Origin of the sequence: Pseudomonas sp. HLG18, assembly GCF_051903985.1 — a bacterium.
Classification (GTDB): domain Bacteria; phylum Pseudomonadota; class Gammaproteobacteria; order Pseudomonadales; family Pseudomonadaceae; genus Aquipseudomonas; species Aquipseudomonas fluorescens_BT.
This window is the reverse complement of sequence record NZ_CP195831.1, coordinates 4,203,416-4,221,061: the sequence shown is the minus strand read 5'-3', so window position 1 is coordinate 4,221,061 and position 17,646 is coordinate 4,203,416. Positions and strand designations below refer to the sequence as shown.

Annotated in this window: 17 protein-coding genes and 4 tRNA genes; 12 read left to right on the top strand and 9 right to left on the bottom strand. The window is 61.0% G+C overall.

The features are described 5' to 3' along the window. Positions 1–8 precede the first annotated feature (8 nt). Together ACSPX5_RS19400 and thiO are read left to right on the top strand one after the other, a co-directional pair. Positions 9–410, top strand: coding sequence for a type IV pilin protein (locus ACSPX5_RS19400; protein WP_169431972.1), 402 nt, complete (start codon positions 9–11; stop codon positions 408–410). A gap of 57 nt (positions 411–467) precedes the next feature. Beyond that, the gene (gene thiO / locus ACSPX5_RS19395; RefSeq protein WP_323161214.1) at positions 468–1,568 is read left to right on the top strand and encodes a glycine oxidase ThiO; all 1,101 of its coding nucleotides are present in this window, start codon (positions 468–470) and stop codon (positions 1,566–1,568) included. Here the strand turns inward: thiO and ACSPX5_RS19390 are convergent. The 4 genes from ACSPX5_RS19390 to ACSPX5_RS19375 form a co-directional block, all read right to left on the bottom strand. Continuing rightward, complete coding sequence (locus ACSPX5_RS19390; RefSeq protein WP_439820098.1) at positions 1,565–2,911, bottom strand: sigma-54-dependent transcriptional regulator; 1,347 nt, start codon at positions 2,909–2,911, stop codon at positions 1,565–1,567. The genes thiO and ACSPX5_RS19390 overlap by 4 nt on opposite strands. Then, positions 2,908–4,497 carry a sensor histidine kinase gene (locus ACSPX5_RS19385; RefSeq protein WP_169431969.1) on the bottom strand — a complete coding sequence of 530 codons (1,590 nt, stop codon included), beginning with the start codon at positions 4,495–4,497 and terminating at the stop codon, positions 2,908–2,910. The genes ACSPX5_RS19390 and ACSPX5_RS19385 overlap by 4 nt, the downstream gene beginning before the upstream one ends. Then, a complete protein-coding gene (locus tag ACSPX5_RS19380) occupies positions 4,487–4,720 on the bottom strand; it encodes a PP0621 family protein (RefSeq protein WP_169431968.1) in 234 nt (77 codons plus the stop codon). The genes ACSPX5_RS19385 and ACSPX5_RS19380 overlap by 11 nt, the downstream gene beginning before the upstream one ends. 126 nt (positions 4,721–4,846) lie before the next feature. Continuing rightward, positions 4,847–5,869, bottom strand: a complete 1,023-nt coding sequence (locus tag ACSPX5_RS19375; protein WP_169431967.1) for an outer membrane protein assembly factor BamD — start codon at positions 5,867–5,869, stop codon at positions 4,847–4,849. Between the two features lie 152 nt (positions 5,870–6,021). Between ACSPX5_RS19375 and rluD the strand changes: the two genes are divergently transcribed. The 8 genes from rluD to ACSPX5_RS19335 all read left to right on the top strand — a co-directional run bounded on the left by rluD (position 6,022) and on the right by ACSPX5_RS19335 (position 12,897). Next, on the top strand, positions 6,022–6,984 hold the full coding sequence (rluD, locus tag ACSPX5_RS19370; protein ID WP_011335991.1) for a 23S rRNA pseudouridine(1911/1915/1917) synthase RluD: 963 nt from the start codon (positions 6,022–6,024) through the stop codon (positions 6,982–6,984). Continuing rightward, a complete protein-coding gene (gene pgeF, locus ACSPX5_RS19365) occupies positions 6,981–7,703 on the top strand; it encodes a peptidoglycan editing factor PgeF (protein WP_439820097.1) in 723 nt (240 codons plus the stop codon). The genes rluD and pgeF overlap by 4 nt, the downstream gene beginning before the upstream one ends. 130 nt (positions 7,704–7,833) lie before the next feature. Then, a complete protein-coding gene (clpB, locus tag ACSPX5_RS19360; protein ID WP_169431965.1) occupies positions 7,834–10,398 on the top strand; it encodes an ATP-dependent chaperone ClpB in 2,565 nt (854 codons plus the stop codon). 298 nt (positions 10,399–10,696) lie between these two features. Beyond that, positions 10,697–10,772: transfer RNA gene (locus tag ACSPX5_RS19355), tRNA-Asn, on the top strand. Positions 10,773–10,781: 9 nt separating this feature from the next. Next, positions 10,782–10,858 (top strand) — tRNA-Pro (locus ACSPX5_RS19350). A gap of 5 nt (positions 10,859–10,863) precedes the next feature. After that, positions 10,864–10,939 (top strand) — tRNA-Lys (locus ACSPX5_RS19345). 97 nt (positions 10,940–11,036) lie between these two features. Further along, positions 11,037–11,113 (top strand) — tRNA-Pro (locus ACSPX5_RS19340). Between the two features lie 158 nt (positions 11,114–11,271). Beyond that, on the top strand, positions 11,272–12,897 hold the full coding sequence (locus ACSPX5_RS19335) for a methyl-accepting chemotaxis protein (protein WP_169431964.1): 1,626 nt from the start codon (positions 11,272–11,274) through the stop codon (positions 12,895–12,897). Between the two features lie 73 nt (positions 12,898–12,970). Here the strand turns inward: ACSPX5_RS19335 and ACSPX5_RS19330 are convergent, their stop codons facing one another. From ACSPX5_RS19330 to ACSPX5_RS19310, 5 genes are all read right to left on the bottom strand, one after another. Then, the gene (locus tag ACSPX5_RS19330) at positions 12,971–13,378 is read right to left on the bottom strand and encodes an HvfA family oxazolone/thioamide-modified RiPP metallophore (protein WP_007959573.1); all 408 of its coding nucleotides are present in this window, start codon (positions 13,376–13,378) and stop codon (positions 12,971–12,973) included. Between the two features lie 211 nt (positions 13,379–13,589). Beyond that, a complete protein-coding gene (locus tag ACSPX5_RS19325) occupies positions 13,590–14,888 on the bottom strand; it encodes an NAD(P)/FAD-dependent oxidoreductase (protein WP_169431963.1) in 1,299 nt (432 codons plus the stop codon). A gap of 63 nt (positions 14,889–14,951) precedes the next feature. Then, positions 14,952–15,125, bottom strand: coding sequence for a DUF3094 family protein (locus ACSPX5_RS19320; protein ID WP_003228304.1), 174 nt, complete (start codon positions 15,123–15,125; stop codon positions 14,952–14,954). 56 nt (positions 15,126–15,181) lie between these two features. Next, complete coding sequence (locus ACSPX5_RS19315; protein ID WP_323161218.1) at positions 15,182–15,709, bottom strand: MOSC domain-containing protein; 528 nt, start codon at positions 15,707–15,709, stop codon at positions 15,182–15,184. Beyond that, the gene (locus ACSPX5_RS19310) at positions 15,706–16,332 is read right to left on the bottom strand and encodes a DUF1780 domain-containing protein (protein ID WP_003228301.1); all 627 of its coding nucleotides are present in this window, start codon (positions 16,330–16,332) and stop codon (positions 15,706–15,708) included. The genes ACSPX5_RS19315 and ACSPX5_RS19310 overlap by 4 nt, the downstream gene beginning before the upstream one ends. Positions 16,333–16,462: 130 nt before the next feature. On the opposite strand from ACSPX5_RS19310, the gene ACSPX5_RS19305 reads away from it, so the two are divergent. Continuing rightward, positions 16,463–16,930 carry an FAD/FMN-containing dehydrogenase gene (locus ACSPX5_RS19305; RefSeq protein ID WP_439820096.1) on the top strand — a complete coding sequence of 156 codons (468 nt, stop codon included), beginning with the start codon at positions 16,463–16,465 and terminating at the stop codon, positions 16,928–16,930. Beyond that, positions 16,927–17,616 (top strand): energy-coupling factor ABC transporter permease, encoded by a 690-nt coding sequence (locus ACSPX5_RS19300; protein WP_439820095.1) that lies wholly within the window; start codon positions 16,927–16,929, stop codon positions 17,614–17,616. Before ACSPX5_RS19305 ends, ACSPX5_RS19300 begins: the two co-directional genes overlap by 4 nt. The last annotated feature ends 30 nt before the right edge of the window (positions 17,617–17,646 follow it).

Genomic DNA, 17,646 nt, shown 5'->3' with positions numbered 1-17,646 from the left:
GTTGAGGCATGCGCAGATCCATCCGAGGATTCACCCTGATCGAAATCATGATCGTGATTGCGATTATCGGGATCATCATCACCATTGCCGCACCGAGCTATACCGAATATCTGAAGAAGGGCCGTCGCGCCGAGGTGGTATCGCTGCTGACGGAGCAGGCGCAGACTCTCGAGCGCTTCTACACCAGAAACAATGTTTACACGGGCGTCACCGGTCTCAGCACGGGTAATGATTTCTACACCATTACCCCGACCATCGCTGACCAGACCTTTGTGCTGACCGCGACCCGCAAGACCGGCACGGCCATGGCCACTGACAAGTGCGGGGATTTCACCCTCACCAACACCGGTGTCAGAAGCATGAACAACGCGACCACCGGGCTGACCACCAAGGATTGCTGGGGCCGCTGAGCCGCTATATTTCGGGCGCCATTTGCGCCCACTGTCTTTTTTACGGTTGGATCAAACATGACCAGGCAACAGCAAGTGGTGATTGTCGGTGGCGGGGTGATTGGCCTGCTCACGGCGTACAATCTCGCCTCCGAGGTCGGCAGCGTGGTGCTGCTGGATCGTTCGAACGTCGGCCAGGAATCGTCCTGGGCCGGCGGCGGTATCGTGTCTCCGCTGTACCCGTGGCGCTACAGCGCGGCCGTCACCGCGCTGGCGCACTGGTCGCAGGATTTTTATCCACAGTTGGGCGAGCGTCTTTTTGCCGATACCGGGGTTGATCCCGAGGTTCACACCACCGGCCTGTACTGGCTGGATCTGGATGACGAGGCCGAAGCGCTGGCGTGGGCCGCGCGGGAGAACCGTCCGCTGCGGGCTGTGGATATCTCGGCGGCGCATGATGCGGTGCCGGTGCTCGGTGGCGGGTTTTCCCGGGCGATCTACATGGCTGATGTGGCCAATGTACGCAATCCGCGGCTGGTGAAGTCTTTGAAAGCGGCGTTGCAGGCGCTGCCGAACGTGACGATTCACGAGCAGTGTGAAGTCAGCGGGTTTGTCCTTGAAGGCGAGCGTGTGGTGGGCGTGCAGACTTCCACCGGTGTGATCGCTGGCGATCAGGTCGTGCTGACGGCGGGCGCGTGGAGCGGCGAATTGCTCAAGACCTTGGACCTGTCGCTGCCGGTGGAACCGGTCAAGGGCCAGATGATTCTCTACAAGTGCGCGGCGGATTTCCTGCCGAGCATGGTGCTGGCCAAGGGGCGCTACGCGATTCCGCGTCGCGACGGGCACATCCTGATCGGCAGCACGCTGGAACACGAAGGTTTCGACAAGACCCCGACCGACAATGCACTGGAAAGCCTCAAGGCCTCGGCGGTCGAATTGCTGCCAGCGCTGGCGGATGCCGAAGTGGTGGGACACTGGGCCGGATTGCGTCCCGGCTCGCCGGAGGGCGTTCCCTACATCGGCCGGGTGCCGGGTTTTGATGGCTTGTGGCTCAACTGCGGGCATTACCGCAACGGACTGGTGCTGGCGCCGGCGTCCTGTCAGTTGTTTGCCGATGTGATGCTGGGGCGCGCGCCGATCATTGATCCGGCGCCGTATGCCCCGACCGGACGGATTTAATCCAGGCCGAGCTTCTTGAGCCGGTAGCGCATCGAACGGAAGGACAGATTCAACCGCTGGGCCGCTGCGGTACGGTTCCAGCGGGTTTCTTCCAGGGCCTGCAGTATCAGCTTGCGCTCGACGTTCTCCAGATAGTCTTCGAGGTTGTCGATCTGCGTGAGATCGGCAATGCCGCCCTCGGCTGTGCAATTGCCTTCGCTCAGGCGCAGGTCGTCGGCCTCGATCGTGCGGTTTTCACACAGGGTGTGCGCCCGCTCAAGCACGTTCTCCAGCTCCCGCACGTTTCCCGGGAAGCGGTAGTTCTTCAATGCCTCCAGCGCTTGTGGATGCAGGCGCGCCGCCGGCTGGCCGGTACCGTTCGCCAGACGCTTGAGCATATGGCTGGCCAAGGCTTCGATGTCGTCACGACGTTCGCGCAGAGAAGGCACCCGCAGTTCGATCACGTTCAGTCGGTAATACAGGTCCTGACGAAAGCGGTCGGCGGCGACTTCCGCGTCGAGATCCTTGTGCGTCGCACAGAGGATGCGCACATCGACCACGGTTTCCTGCTGGCCGCCGACGCTGCGCACGGCCTTTTCCTGAATCGCCCGCAGCAACTTGACCTGCATCGACAGCGGCAAGTCTGCCACTTCATCAAGAAACAGCGTCCCGCCATGGGCAGCCTGGAACAGGCCCGGCTTATCCTCCACCGCACCCGTGAAACTGCCTTTGCGGTGACCGAAGAATTCGCTTTCCATCAACTCTGAAGGAATCGCCCCACAGTTCACCGGTACAAACGGCTGGCTGGCGCGTGGGCCTTGCTCGTGAATCAGCCGGGCAACCAGTTCCTTGCCGCTGCCGGACTCGCCGCTGATGTAGACCGGCGCCTGACTGCGGGCCAGTTTATCGATCTGCTTGCGCAGATTGCGCATGGGCAGCGAGTCACCGAGCAGCCGGCGATCAATCGCGGTGCAGACATTGCCCGACGCCGACATGCGCAACGCAGTGGCGACCAGTTCCCGCAGACGACTGAGGTCTACCGGTTTGGTCAGGAAGTCGAAAGCCCCGGCTTTCAGGGCGTTGATCGCCGTTTCCAGACTGCCATAGGCGGTGATCATCGCCACCGGCAATTGTGGATAACGTTGCTGGATGTGCTGCACCAGCTCCAGTCCGGTGCCATCCGGCAGGCGCATGTCGGTCAGGCACAGATCGAAGGTATCGCGGTTCAGCAGCGCTTGGGCTTCGCCGAGGTTGCGTGCGCTGAACGTGTCGAGTTTCATCCGTCCCAGGGTGATTTCCAGGAGTTCGCGGATATCCGGTTCGTCGTCGACGATGAGGATTTTTTGCCGTGGGCTCGTGTTCAACTTTGTTTCCGTCCGTGAGCAAAGGTGATGCGAAAGCAGCCGCCGCCTTGGCGTGGTATGAAGTCTAGGCGGGCCTGGTTGCTTTCGCACAGCTCACGGGACAGATAAAGTCCAAGGCCGGTGCCCTGGCTGCTGGTGGTAAAGAAGGGCTCGAACAGATGCGACTGTTGATCCAGTGCCACGCCGGGGCCGTTGTCCTGCACTTCGAGCACAGCCAGCTGGCTTTCGCGGTCGATGAACAGCGTCAGCCACACTTCGGCCGGATCGTGCAGCAGGGCGCTGTGACGCCAGCCGTTGCGCAACAGATTGTCGAGAATTTGCGTCAACTGACCGGGGTCCATGAGGGTGCGAAAGTCCCCGGAGTCGATACGCAAATGTATCCGCTGGCGCTCGCCGGCCTGTTCCCGGGCTTCGGCGACGAACTGCGCCAGCCACGGTTCCAGGTCCAGCCGTTGCGGCGCGCTCTGCTGGCGTCGGGACAGTTGCAGGACGTTTTCAATGACTCGGTTCATGCGCTGGGAGTGATCCTGGATGATCTGCGTCAGACGCCGATCCGCGCCGTCGAGTTCCTCGGACTCCTGCAGCAACTGCGCAGCATGGCTGATCGCGCCCAGCGGGTTGCGGATTTCGTGGGCGATACCGGCGGTCAGACGCCCGAGTGCGGCGAGCTTCAGTTGCTGGGCTTGCTGGGAAATCTGCGCCAGGTCCTCGAGAAATACCAGGGTCTGGCGGTTCGGGCTTTGTTCCAGGGCGATGAAGCTCGGTTGCAGTTCCAGGCCGTTGGCCGCGATTTTCAGGCTCTGCGGGCGCAGGGTCGGGTTGTTCAGCCACAGATTCAGGCGCTCGACCAGCGCGGTCGAATAGTCATCGATCAACTGGCCTTCGAGGGGTGACTGTGCCAGCAGCGTCCGGGCGCTGTGGTTGGCCAGTTGTACCCGGCGCCGCTCGTCGAGTACCAGAATGCCGGTGCGCATGCGCTGCAGGATCAAGGCATTGAGCGCTTCAAGGCTGACCACTTCGCTGGCCCGTTGCTCGGCCAGGGTTTCGCTGATTTCGAGACGACGGATCAACCCCTGTACCAACAGTGCTCCGGCAAAACACAGAGCGCCAAGGGTGCCTGCCTGCAGGTAGTCATTGGCGCTCAAGGGATGGCTGAAGCTCAGCAGAAAACTGAGGCCGACGATGCCGAGCGCCCCGATCGCTGCGATCAGCACACCGATCCGTCGTCGCAGCAGGGTGTTGCTGATGGCCACCGAGACGATCAGCAGATTGCCCACCGGGCTGGCCACGCCGCCGGCGGCGTAGAACAGCCCGCACAGCAGCAGGATGTCGACCAGGGCCAGGCCGAACAATCGGGCCGGCCGCCGGATGTTCTCCAGGAACACCACCAGCAGGATGTTCAGCACCAGGTACAACCAGCTGCCGTTGCGCAGCAACTCGTCATCGGCTGACGTCAGCAGGCGGTTGTCCATGTTGCTGGAGATCAGCAGCACCAGGGTGATGCCGACGCTCAGGCGGTAGAGGTGATAAAGGCGCAGCAGTCGCTGGGCCTGTCTGCGAGTGGCGTTGGTGGCCTCAGCGATCACTGGAGCCTGGGCCTTGCTCGAGGTGAGCCTGGCTGCAATACCACTGTTGTTGAAGGCTCAGCGCACGATCCCGCGGCAGGTGCACGCCGCAATGGGCGCAACGCACCATCGGCGCAGCATCCTTTTCGCGGGGGGATTGCGTGGGGGCGGCAGGCGCCTTGAGTTTGCGCCACAGCCAGACGGCGGCGGCGATCAGGGCGATCCAGAAGAGTAGACGAAGCATGATGGGCGGCTTTTTGGCTGATGATCCGGCAGTTTAGCCAAGGACTCGACAGGCGCACAGCGCAATAAAACGCGGCAATAAAAAAGGGAGATCCGAAGATCTCCCTTTCTCGTACTTGCGTTGTGATCAGTCGAACACACCGAAAGTCATGTAGCTGAACCACGAGCGGTCGTCGTTGTTGCCGGCCGCCCCGTGCTCTTCCTCTTCGATCACTGCGCCGTTTTCGTCTTTGGGCTTGAGCTCGTTCGGGATCGCGTCTTTCGCGTCCTGGAACTGCTTCTGCACGTCCTGGTTGGCGCGGGTCTCTCCCGGCGGCAGCGGCGGACGGGACTCGATCAGGCCCAGAGTGGCCTTGCTCAGCCACGAACGGTTGTCGGCTTCGGCGACCGACGGTACGAACTGACCGTCTTTCAGGCTCGGGTGGTTCGGGTAGTTGAGCTTCAGGGTTTCCAGGCTGGTGGCCGCCAGTTCGTCCAGGTGCAGACGCTGATAGGCTTCGGTCATCACTGCCAGGCCGTCACCGACCGATGGAGTTTCCTGGAAGTTTTCCACGACATACCGGCCACGGTTGGCGGCAGCGACGTAGGCCTGACGGGTCAGGTAGTAGTCGGCCACGTGGATTTCGTAGGCTGCCAGCAGGTTGCGCAGATAGATCATGCGCTGCTTGGCGTCCGGTGCGTAGCGGCTGTTCGGGTAGCGGCTGGTCAGCTGGGCGAATTCGTTGTACGAATCGCGGGCAGCACCCGGGTCACGCTTGGTCATGTCCAGCGGCAGGAAGCGCGCCAGCAGGCCGACGTCCTGGTCGAACGAGGTCAGGCCCTTGAGGTAGTAGGCGTAATCGACGTTCGGGTGCTGTGGGTGCAGACGAATGAAGCGCTCGGCGGCGGATTTTGCGGCTTCCGGCTCCGAGTTCTTGTAGTTGGCGTAGATCAGTTCGAGCTGTGCCTGATCCGCGTAGCGACCGAACGGATAGCGCGACTCCAGAGCCTTCAGCTTGGCGGTGGCACTGGTGTAACTGTTGTTGTCCAGGTCCTGTTGAGCCTGCTGGTACAGCTCGGTTTCGCTCAGGTTTTCGTCTACGACTTCCTTCGATGAGCAAGCAGCGGTCAATGCGAGGATGGCGATCAGCAGCAGGTGTTTCACTTGCATGGCGGCTTGCGTCCCTATGACGGCCGCTGTCTTGGGCGGGGCCGTCCTGTTATGATGAGCGCCCCGTTGAAAAGCCCCGGGGCAAAAGACGCCGTATTTAACCACAAGCGCGCAGCCGAAACCAAAGGCTGTAGCCGACGCCCAGTCCGAGCATGTCCGATAAAATTGAACTTCGCGCAGAGGTGCCGTCCGAATTGGGCGGCCAACGCCTCGATCAAGTCGCCGCCCAACTCTTCGCCGAGCACTCGCGCTCGCGCCTTTCCGCCTGGATCAAAGAAGGTCGCCTGACTGTGGACGGGGCGGTCATCCGCCCGCGCGACATCGTTCATGGCGGTGCCATCCTTGAGCTCACTGCCGAGCAGGAGGCCCAGGGTGAATGGGTCGCTCAGGACATCGAACTCGACATCGTCTATGAAGACGACGACATTCTGGTGATCAACAAGCCTGCCGGCCTGGTGGTGCACCCGGCCGCCGGTCACGCCGATGGCACCTTGCTCAACGCCTTGCTGCACCACGTGCCGGACATCATCAATGTCCCGCGTGCCGGCATCGTGCATCGTCTGGACAAGGACACCACCGGTCTGATGGTGGTGGCCAAGACCATCCAGGCGCAGACCAAACTGGTCGCGCAGCTGCAAAGCCGCAGTGTCAGCCGGATCTACGAGTGCATCGTGATCGGTGTGGTGACGGCCGGCGGCAAGATCAACGCGCCGATCGGTCGGCATGGCCAGCAGCGCCAGCGCATGGCGGTGATGGAAGGCGGCAAGCCGGCGGTCAGCCACTACCGCGTGCTGGAACGCTTCCGTTCCCACACTCACGTGCGGGTGAAGCTGGAAACCGGTCGTACCCACCAGATTCGCGTGCACATGGCGCACATCAACTTCCCGTTGGTCGGCGATCCGGCGTACGGCGGTCGTTTCCGCATTCCGCCAGCGGCGAGCCAGACCATGGTCGAGTCCCTCAAGCACTTCCCGCGTCAGGCGCTGCACGCGCGGTTTCTGGAGCTGGATCACCCGACCACCGGTGAGCGCATGAGCTGGGAATCGCCGTTGCCGGAAGATCTGGTCTGGCTGCTGACCCTGCTCAAGCAGGATCGCGAGGCATTCGTCGGATGAACTGGCTGACGCCGGACTGGCCCGCGCCGGCCAGCGTCAAGGCCTGTGTCACCACCCGCGAGGGCGGCGTCAGCGAGGCGCCGTTCGACAGTCTCAACCTGGGCGATCATGTCGATGACCGTCCCGAGGCCGTCGCCGAAAACCGTCGGCGTCTGACCGAACACTTCTCCATAAAGCCTGCCTGGTTGCAGCAAGTGCACGGGATTGCCGTGGCGCATGCTGATCCGTCCGTGGTGGCCACGGCGGATGCCAGCTGGACGGCAACACCCGGTATCGCGTGTGCAGCGATGACCGCCGATTGTCTGCCGGCACTGTTCTGCGACCGTGCCGGCACTCGCGTGGCGGCGGCTCATGCGGGTTGGCGTGGCCTGGCGGCCGGCGTGCTGGAAGCGACCCTCGACAGTCTGGATTTGCCCGCCGAAGACGTTCTGGTCTGGCTCGGCCCGGCCATCGGTCCGCAGGCCTTCGAAGTCGGCCCGGAAGTCCGGGACGTCTTCATCAATCAATTGCCCGAAGCCGAGACAGCCTTTGTCCCGAGCCACAATGCGGGCAAGTTCATGGCTGACATCTATAAGCTGGCGCGACTGCGTCTGGCGGTTCGGGGTGTCACCGCTGTTTATGGTGGCGGTTTCTGTACCGTGACCGATCCGCGCTTCTTTTCTTATCGCCGTGCGTCGCGCACCGGTCGCTTTGCCTCCTTAGTCTGGCTCACCCGCTAAACTCTCTGATCTGCATCAACTCCCTGACGCTTGAATCTTCCAGAATTGACCGCATCTATAGCGGTATCTGGCAGGTTTCTTTATTCAGGATGGTTTTTCAGGTCCGGCCTGCTCAAAAGGAAGGTGACCCATGCGTATAGACCGTTTAACCAGCAAGTTGCAGTTGGCGTTGTCCGATGCCCAATCGTTGGCCGTCGGCCACGATCATCCGGCCATCGAGCCGGCGCATTTGATGCAAGCCATGCTTGAACAGCAGGGTGGTTCGATCAAACCCCTGTTGATGCAGGTGGGCTTCGACGTCAACAGCTTGCGTAAAGAGCTGACCAAAGAGCTCGATCAATTACCGAAAATCCAGAATCCGACCGGCGACGTGAACATGTCGCAGGATCTGGCGCGTCTGCTCAACCAGGCCGACCGTCTGGCCCAGCAGAAAGGCGACCAGTTCATTTCCAGCGAGCTGGTGCTGCTCGCCGCGATGGACGAGAACAGCAAGCTCGGCAAGTTGCTGCTCGGCCAGGGCGTGAGCAAAAAAGCGCTGGAAAACGCGATCAACAACCTGCGCGGTGGCGAGGCGGTCAATGACGCCAACCACGAAGAGTCGCGTCAGGCGCTGGATAAATACACCGTCGACCTGACCAAGCGCGCCGAAGAAGGCAAGCTTGACCCGGTGATCGGCCGTGACGACGAGATCCGTCGCACCATTCAGGTTCTGCAACGCCGCACCAAGAACAACCCGGTGCTGATCGGCGAGCCTGGCGTGGGTAAAACCGCGATTGCCGAAGGTCTGGCCCAGCGCATCATCAACGGCGAAGTGCCGGACGGCCTGCGCGGCAAGCGTCTGCTGTCTCTCGATATGGGCGCGCTGATTGCCGGTGCCAAGTATCGCGGCGAGTTTGAAGAGCGCCTGAAAGCGTTGCTCAACGAGCTGTCGAAGCAGGAAGGGCAGATCATTCTGTTCATCGACGAGCTGCACACCATGGTCGGCGCCGGCAAAGGCGAAGGCTCGATGGACGCCGGCAACATGCTCAAGCCGGCCCTGGCCCGTGGCGAACTGCATTGCGTCGGTGCGACCACGCTCAACGAGTACCGCCAATATATAGAGAAGGACGCAGCCCTCGAGCGGCGCTTCCAGAAAGTGCTGGTGGACGAGCCGAGCGAAGAAGACACCATCGCGATCCTGCGTGGCCTCAAGGAACGTTACGAGGTTCACCACAAGGTGGCGATCACCGACGGCGCAATCATCGCGGCGGCTAAGCTAAGCCATCGTTACATCACTGACCGGCAGTTGCCGGACAAGGCGATCGACCTGATCGACGAAGCGGCCAGCCGCATCCGCATGGAGATCGACTCCAAACCGGAAGTGCTGGATCGGCTGGAGCGGCGCCTGATTCAGTTGAAGGTGGAATCCCAGGCACTGAAGAAAGAAAGCGACGACGCGGCGAAGAAACGTCTGGAGAAACTCCAGGAAGAAATCGTCCGTCACGAGCGTGAGTATTCGGATCTGGAAGAAATCTGGAACTCGGAAAAAGCCGAAGTGCAGGGTTCTGCACAGATTCAGCAGAAGATCGAACAGTCCCGTCAGGAACTGGAAGCCGCGCGCCGCAAAGGCGATCTGAACCGCATGGCCGAGTTGCAGTACGGGGTGATCCCGGATCTGGAACGCAGCCTGCAAATGGTCGACCAGCACGGCAAGAGCGAGAACCAGCTGCTGCGCAGCAAGGTGACCGAAGAGGAAATCGCCGAAGTCGTCTCGAAGTGGACCGGCATCCCCGTGTCGAAAATGCTCGAAGGCGAGCGCGACAAACTGATGAAGATGGAAAGCCTGTTGCACCAGCGTGTGATCGGCCAGGACGAAGCGGTGGTCGCAGTGGCCAACGCGGTGCGGCGGTCCCGTGCCGGGTTGTCAGACCCGAATCGTCCGAGCGGCTCGTTCATGTTCCTCGGCCCGACCGGTGTCGGTAAAACCGAGCTGTGCAAGGCGCTGGCCGAATTCCTCTTCGATACGGAAGAGGCGATGGTGCGGATCGACATGTCCGAGTTCATGGAGAAACATTCCGTGGCACGGCTGATCGGGGCGCCACCGGGCTACGTCGGCTACGAAGAGGGTGGTTATCTGACCGAAGCGGTACGGCGCAAGCCTTACTCGGTGATCCTGCTGGACGAAGTCGAGAAGGCGCACCCGGATGTATTCAACATCCTGCTGCAAGTGCTGGAGGATGGGCGCCTGACCGACAGCCACGGCCGCACGGTGGACTTCCGCAATACCGTGATCGTCATGACTTCCAACCTCGGTTCAATGCAGATCCAGGAACTGGTCGGTGATCGTGAAGCGCAACGGGCAGCGGTGATGGATGCGATTTCCACCCACTTCCGTCCGGAGTTCATCAACCGGGTCGACGAAGTGGTGATCTTCGAGCCATTGGCGCGGGATCAGATCGCGGGCATTACCGAGATCCAGCTGGGCCGTCTGCGCAGCCGTCTGGCCGAGCGCGAGCTGAAGCTGGAACTGAGCCCGGAAGCGATGGACAAGCTGATTGCCGTCGGTTACGACCCGGTCTATGGCGCACGGCCGCTGAAGCGGGCGATCCAGCGCTGGATCGAGAACCCGCTGGCGCAGTTGATCCTGTCGGGGCGTTTCATGCCGGGCGAGACCGCGACCGGTGTCGTGGAGAACGACGAGATCACGTTCAACTGAGACCTGCCGGTGGTGAAGTAAGGAAGGCCTCGCAATGCGAGGCCTTTTTTTTCGCCAGGCTGTTGAACTCAAAGGAAAAGGCTTGTAAAGTGCGCCCCGCAGTCAGTCACCAACACGGTTTCAGCTCACTGGGCAGAAATCTGAAATAAGTTGCAAATCATTAACTTGAAAGCAATTTAGGGGGTTGACAGAGGTGTTCTAGGTTGTAGAATAGCGCGCCTCAGACACACGAACGCAGCGATGCGAAAACGGTGTCGAGAAGCTGCAAGTTTCACCGTAGTAAATTGAAATGTGTAGTTCCGTGATAGCTCAGTCGGTAGAGCAAATGACTGTTAATCATTGGGTCCCAGGTTCGAGTCCTGGTCACGGAGCCAATTTCAAACCGGGGTATAGCGCAGTCCGGTAGCGCGCCTGCTTTGGGAGCAGGATGTCAGGAGTTCGAATCCCCTTACCCCGACCATTTTTGGGTCGTTAGCTCAGTTGGTAGAGCAGTTGGCTTTTAACCAATTGGTCGTAGGTTCGAATCCCACACGACCCACCATTTTTGAAACCAGGTAACACTGGGATCGAATCTTAAGATCAGAGGCCAAAAGCGCTGATCGAAGAAGGCGATCTTTGAAAGGTCGCCTTTTTTTTACCGGGGTATAGCGCAGTCCGGTAGCGCGCCTGCTTTGGGAGCAGGATGTCAGGAGTTCGAATCCCCTTACCCCGACCATATTAAAAATCCTCGTATCGAAAGATACGGGGATTTTTTTTGCCCTTCGGAAATGTTTCATTCAAGTCGTCATACAACTTGCCGATAGCCCGCTAACGCAAGGAGGCTGCCATTGATCGCCCCTTGAATCCGGCCAATACAAGAAAAGGGCGTTCGTCATGTTGCTTCGTCAGTTGAATATTGCTCCCCGTGCCGCCCTGGGCTTTGCCCTGATCGCGGTGCTGGTGGCGTTGCTCGGGGTGTTTGCGCTGGGGCAGATGTCGAGCATCCGCGACAGCGAAGTGGCGGTGGAGACGCAGTGGCTGCCGAGCATTCGCGGCGGTGACGAGATTCGCGAGATCATGTTGCGCATTCGCACCATCTCCCTGCGCATGGCGCTGGATCAGGATCCGGCCAACATCGCCACGTACCGCAGCCAGATGGATACCCGCGACAAGGAGCTGAGCGAGAAAATCGCCGCTTACGACCGGCTGGTGACCACCCCGGAAGGTCAGCAGTTGTACGATCAGTTCAAGAAGACCTTTGCTGCCTACCGCTCCGGGATCGCCCAGTCGTTCACCCTTGCCGAGCAAGGCAAGCGTGACGAGCTGACCAAACTGCTGCTGGTCGACATGAAAACCGTGGTCGACGGCTCCGGCAAACAACTCAACGATCTGGCCGATCTGTTTACCCGCCAGGTCGCCGCCGAAAGTCAGAACTCTGCCGCCCACTACGAAACTTCGCGCACCATCGTGACCTTGTTCATCGCTTTGGCGGCGCTGGCCACCGTGGCCCTGGCCATGTTGCTGACCCGCAGCATCGTTCGCCCCCTGAGCGCCGCCGTCGACGCGGCTGAACACGTCGCCAGAGGCGATCTGACCCGCCCGATCGAAACCCACGGTAACGATGAAGTCAGCCGGTTGCTTAAGGCGTTGGCGACCATGCAGCAGAACCTGCGCGAAACCCTGCAGGGCATCAGCGGATCGGCCACGCAACTGGCGACCGCTTCCGATGAACTGAGCGCGGTCACCCACGACAGCACGCAAGGGCTGCAACAACAGAACAACGAAATCGAACAAGCCGCCACCGCGGTCAACGAGATGACCACGGCGGTCGAGGAAGTCGCCCGTAACGCGGTGTCGACGTCCGACGCCACGCGCCAGTCCAGCGAGTCGGCGCAATTGGGTCAGGAACGGGTCAGCGAAACCGCCGGCGCCATCAACGCCTTGGCCAGCGAAGTCGAACACACCGGCGAGCTGGTGCAATCGCTGGCCAATCAGTCACAAGACATCGGCAAAGTGCTGGACGTGATTCGAGCGATCGCCGAACAAACCAACCTGCTGGCACTCAATGCCGCCATCGAAGCGGCACGGGCCGGGGAGAGTGGACGCGGGTTTGCCGTGGTCGCCGATGAAGTCCGGGCGCTGGCTTATCGCACTCAGCAATCGACCCAGGAAATCGAGCAGATGGTGCAGGGCATGCGCAATGGTTCGAGCCTGGCGCTGGAGTCGATGCAGGCCAGTGCCTCGCGGGCGGCCACCACGCTGGTGCTGGCCGAGCGGGCCGGTGAGGCGTTGCAGACGATCACGGCCTCGGTACACGAAATCCACGAGCGCAATCTGGTGATCGCCAGTGCCGCCGAAGAGCAGGCGCAAGTGGCACGGGAAGTGGATCGCAATCTGGTGAACATACGCGATCTGTCGGTGCGTTCGGCGGCGGGTGCCGATCAAACCAATGCGTCGAGCCATGAACTGTCGCAACTGGCCAATGCCCTGCAGGGCATGGTGCGGCGCTTCCAGCTGTAATCATGCAGGCGTGAAAAAGCCGCGCTTCTCGTCAGAGAAAGCGCGGCTTTGTGTTATCGGGCAGGCTGAAAAGTCAGGCACCGTCCTGGTCTTTCAGGTGTTCGAACAGACCTTTCGGCATTTTCTTGCCATTGGCTTCGAAGTTGGCTTTGACGTTGTTGTACGCCTCTTGCTCGTCGATGAAGCCGTCGTGGTTGGTGTCGATCTTGTCGAAGTCGGACTTCGGCGCGACCTTCAGAAATTCGGCGCGCGAGACCTTGCCGTCGCCATCGGTGTCGGTCTTGGCCATCGACGCATCGCCGCATTTACCTTCACCGCATTTGCCTTCCGGGGTTTTCACCGAGGTCTCGGCCGAAGCGACCATATAACCCTGAGCCAGAGGTTGTGCGGCGAACACCGAGCCGGACAGCATCAGGCCACCGGCCAGTACGGCACCGACCAGGCCAAGGGAGTTTTTGCCGATTTTCGAAGTACGGGACATTGCATTCTCCTTCGGTTGCACAGCGCAACCACACGTTAAGGGCGATCAAGCCGGAGCAGGTGTGCTCGGGTGTGGCCATTAAGCGGTGGCGGTGTATCGCGTCTGTGTCGAGGAGCGGGGCGTTTGTAAGCGAAGGTGGGGAAAGCTGCGGGCAGATACAGTAGAAAACAAAACACCGTGAGGGCGAGCCCGCCCCCACGGTGTTTTTACATCAGTGCAGCTTCAGGCGCGGCTCGGTACCGCGTCCGATTTTGCTGCCCAGCATCAGCATCGCCGTGCGGAACGGCCCGTACAGCGCCATCTGGTGCATGCGGTACAGCGACACGTAAAACATCCGCGCCAGCCAGCCTTCGAGCATCACGCTGCCGGTCAGGTTGCCCATCAGGTTACCCACCGCCGAGAAGCGCGACAGCGAAATCAGCGAGCCGTAGTCGGTGTACTTGTACTCCGGCAGGGTCTTGCCCTCGATCCGCAGTTTCAGCGACTTGGCCAGCAACGAGGCCTGTTGGTGCGCAGCCTGGGCCCGTGGTGGAACGTTGCGATCGGAGCCCGGTTGCGGGCACGCGGCGCAGTCACCGAAGGCGAAGATGTTTTCGTCACGGGTGGTCTGCAACGTCGGCAGCACTTGCAGCTGGTTGATGCGGTTGGTTTCCAGGCCATCGATGTCCTTGAGGAAACCTGGTGCGCGGATCCCGGCGGCCCAGACTTTCAGGCTGGCCTTGATCTCGTTGCCATCGGCTGTGATCAGGCTGTCGGCGGTGACCTGGCTGACCGACGCGTTGGTCAACACATTGACCCCGAGCTTTTCCAGCGTCTTGTGCACCGGCCCACTGATTCGCTCCGGCAGCGCTGGCAGCACCCGTGGCCCGGCTTCGATCAGGGTGATGTGCATGTTTTCCGGCTTGATCCGGTCCAGACCATACGCCGCCAGTTCATGGGCCGCGTTGTGCAACTCTGCTGCCAGCTCGACGCCCGTGGCGCCGGCGCCGACGATGGCCACGCTGATCTGCTGGACCCCATCGGATTGTCCGGCGTGAGCTCGCAGGTAGTGGTTGAGCAGTTGCTGGTGGAAACGCTCGGCCTGTTTGCGGGTGTCGAGGAACAGGCAATGCTGCGCTGCACCCTGAGTGCCGAAATCGTTGGTGGTGCTGCCGACCGCGATCACCAGCGAGTCATACGGCACTTCCCGCGCCGGGACCAGTTCCACGCCGTTTTCGTCGTAGGTGGCGGCCAACTGGATCTTTTTCTGCTCACGGTCGAGCCCGCTCATACGCCCCAGCTGGAACTCGAAGTGGTTCCATTTGGCCTGGGCGACATAGTTGAGTTCGTCTTCGGAGGAGTTCAGCGATCCGGCGGCCACTTCGTGCAACAGCGGTTTCCAGATGTGCGTCAGGTTCGCGTCGACCAGCAGGATGCTGGCAGTGCCGCGTTTGCCCAGAGTCTTACCCAGACGGGTAGCCAACTCCAGACCGCCGGCGCCGCCGCCGACAATGACAATACGATGGGACATAGGGATAGCTCGCAAGGTTTTTAAAGGAAATCGGTGCGGTTACCCAAGCGAGCGCGATGCTGCTCATAGCGTCAGGTAACTGATAAGTCGGCTCAACAGGCCCAGACCAATGGTCACTGCCAGCACCAGCACCAGGAGCATCCACGGCCGGAATGGCCGGCGCTCGACACGGTGTTGGGACAGTTGCAGGTACTCTTCGACATGCTTCTGGTCTTCGGGGTTCAGGCGGCTGGTCATATGAGGCCTCGTCAGGGGTAGACGTTGCTGAATGTGAACAAGCTACAGCGGATTTTTTATCCGGGATTGAACGCAGCATAGCCACTGTCCGGGACCGGTTCGACAGACACACTGTCCCCGAGGCGAATGATCCCGCTTTGTAACACTCGCGCGGTGATTCCGCCATGCCCGCGCACCGCCTGGAACGTTCCGGGGCCGAGGTTGCTCTGCAGGCGCGCGCACGGCTGGCACCAGCCCGTGGTTTCGAAAATCGCCTGACCAATGCGAAAGCGCCGCCCCTTGAGGCTGAACAGGTTGATCCCGCTGATGACGAGATTGCGCCGCAGATCTTCAGGCGTGACCGGTTGTTCGGCCGACCGGCCCATCAGGGCGTTGATGACAGCCAGATGTTCCCACTGAATCAGCGTCACCTGCCGCGCATTGCGCACACCGGGCCGAGCGTGATCGCCGGTGAGCCCGGCCTCGAGCCGCGCCTCAACCGCATCGAGCGCGAGCATCGGACCCCGGGATTCGGGGCGCACGCCAATCCAGCGCACACGCCCGGACTGCGGGACATCGGCAATCAATTGTTGAAGAGGCGTCACAGGCTGATCCCGACATCGAACACGATGCTGCGACCCAGATTGCTGCGCAGAAAGTCTGGCGCATCGGGGTGGGCGAACAACACCCGGGCGAAGGTCGGCCCGACCAGCGACAGCGAGCGCCAGCCCTGACGCAGATATTCGGTGGGCGGTGGAAAGTGGCTGTTGAGGTCCAGCACTTCGCGTTTCAGGCTGGCGAAGGCAATGATGTCCAGCTCGCCCAGGTCCATGCCCCGTTCCTTGTAGTTGTGCGCCTTCTTGCGCAGGGTCGGCGCCAGTCTGAGCAGAAATTCATTGGCCGGAATTCGTCGCGGCTTGGCTTCGCGGCGTACCAGTTGGCTCAGGGAAAAGGCACTGCGCCGGCGTTGCAGCTCATCGCGCCATTCGTCGTTGAGCCGGCGACCTTCGTCGAGGACGAAAAACACCTCGAAGTTGGCGTCTCGAAACAACACGTCCGGGGGCTCGCCAGCCGGGGCGAATTCGTCGGCGCGATAGGGAATATTCAAGCCTTGCAGCAGGCGCTGGCAGACCCAACGCTCACGCTCCCATTTGCGGGCATTGGACAGGAACGCGTTGGCCTGCTCGGCGGCGATGGTCAGCAGGCGTAAATAATCCGAGTCATCCATAGGCCCAAGCTTAGCGTTCAATTGCGACAAGCTGAAAGCGTTCGCGCGGCAAAGTGCATCAGTGGGCAGTCGGGAGGGTCGGTGTAGACTGATGGCACCGTGTATCAACGTCGAATGAAAGGGGCTGAATGTGAAATTTCGCTGGCTGTTGTTGTTCGCTGTGGTTCCGCTATGGGCCCATGCGCTGGAGGTCGGTGAGCGGTTGGCATCCTGGACGCTGCTGGATCAGTACGATCAGCCGTTTACTCTCGATAACCGCACCACGACGCTGTTGGTGGCGCGTGACATGGACGGTGCGAAACTGCTCAAGCAAGCCATGGCCGATCAGCCCAAGGGCTATCTGGAGGCGCGGCATGCGGTGTTTGTCGCCGATATCCAGCGCATGCCGGCGTTGATTGCAAAGATGTTCGCTATTCCGGCCATGCGTGACTATGGCTATCGAGTGTTGCTTGATCGCGAAGGCCGTGTGGCCTCGCGCTATCCCGGGGCCGAAGGCACGGTGCTCTGGCTGCAACTCAAGGACGGGCGTTTGCTGGCCCGGCATGAATACACCCAGGCTGCGGAACTGCGCGAGGCGCTGGAGCAGGCGCAACCATGATCGGCGCCGAGCTGCTGTCGTCTGCGAGCCTGCTGCTGGGCTGGCTGATTTACCTGCCGGTGCTGCTCTGGGCGATTGTCCGCGTACCGTGGGTCGAGCTGTTCAGCGACAACCGCCGTCAGCATTTGCTGTTCGGCACGGTGTTCGCGTTGTTTCTGCTGTGGCTGGTGCGCAGGGATTTCGATAGCGGCGTGTCCTACCACTTCATCGGCATGACAGCGGTGACACTGCTGCTGGATTGGCCGCTGGCAATCGTCGGCGGACTGGTGGCGCAGTTGGGACTGGTGTTGTTGGGACGTCAGGATCTGGTGGCTGTCGGGGTCAACGGCGCCTTGCTGATCCTGTTGCCGGTGTTGATCACCGAATGCGTGGCGATCCTGGTCGAGCGCGCCCAACCGCGCAATCCGTTCGTGTACATCTTCTGTTCCGGCTTTTTCGCCGCAGCGCTGTCGGCGTTGTTGTGTTTGACGCTGAGCCTGACCTTGCTCTGGTACGACGGCCTCTTCGCCATGCCGGAATGGCTGGAAGATTTCATCGGTTACCTGTGGCTGCTGATTTTTCCCGAAGCGTTCATCAACGGCATGGTGATCAGCGCGTTGGTGGTGTTCAGCCCGGAATGGCTGGAGACCTTCAACCGCACGCGCTACCTTTCGGCGCCCTGGAAGGACGACGATCCCAAGTCTTGATCCACATCAAATCCACTTGATGCGCAGCAT

Excerpts from the sequence above, each read along its gene's own strand:
- ACSPX5_RS19400 (WP_169431972.1), top strand. The coding sequence starts at position 9 with ATGCGCAGATCCATCCGAGGATTCACCCTGATCGAAATCATGATCGTG.
- thiO (WP_323161214.1), top strand. The coding sequence starts at position 468 with ATGACCAGGCAACAGCAAGTGGTGATTGTCGGTGGCGGGGTGATTGGC.
- ACSPX5_RS19380 (WP_169431968.1), bottom strand. The coding sequence starts at position 4,720 with ATGCTTCGTCTACTCTTCTGGATCGCCCTGATCGCCGCCGCCGTCTGG.
- ACSPX5_RS19375 (WP_169431967.1), bottom strand. The coding sequence starts at position 5,869 with ATGCAAGTGAAACACCTGCTGCTGATCGCCATCCTCGCATTGACCGCT.
- rluD (WP_011335991.1), top strand. The coding sequence starts at position 6,022 with ATGTCCGATAAAATTGAACTTCGCGCAGAGGTGCCGTCCGAATTGGGC.
- pgeF (WP_439820097.1), top strand. The coding sequence starts at position 6,981 with ATGAACTGGCTGACGCCGGACTGGCCCGCGCCGGCCAGCGTCAAGGCC.
- clpB (WP_169431965.1), top strand. The coding sequence starts at position 7,834 with ATGCGTATAGACCGTTTAACCAGCAAGTTGCAGTTGGCGTTGTCCGAT.
- ACSPX5_RS19335 (WP_169431964.1), top strand. The coding sequence starts at position 11,272 with ATGTTGCTTCGTCAGTTGAATATTGCTCCCCGTGCCGCCCTGGGCTTT.
- ACSPX5_RS19330 (WP_007959573.1), bottom strand. The coding sequence starts at position 13,378 with ATGTCCCGTACTTCGAAAATCGGCAAAAACTCCCTTGGCCTGGTCGGT.
- ACSPX5_RS19325 (WP_169431963.1), bottom strand. The coding sequence starts at position 14,888 with ATGTCCCATCGTATTGTCATTGTCGGCGGCGGCGCCGGCGGTCTGGAG.
- ACSPX5_RS19320 (WP_003228304.1), bottom strand. The coding sequence starts at position 15,125 with ATGACCAGCCGCCTGAACCCCGAAGACCAGAAGCATGTCGAAGAGTAC.
- ACSPX5_RS19310 (WP_003228301.1), bottom strand. The coding sequence starts at position 16,332 with ATGGATGACTCGGATTATTTACGCCTGCTGACCATCGCCGCCGAGCAG.
- ACSPX5_RS19300 (WP_439820095.1), top strand. The coding sequence starts at position 16,927 with ATGATCGGCGCCGAGCTGCTGTCGTCTGCGAGCCTGCTGCTGGGCTGG.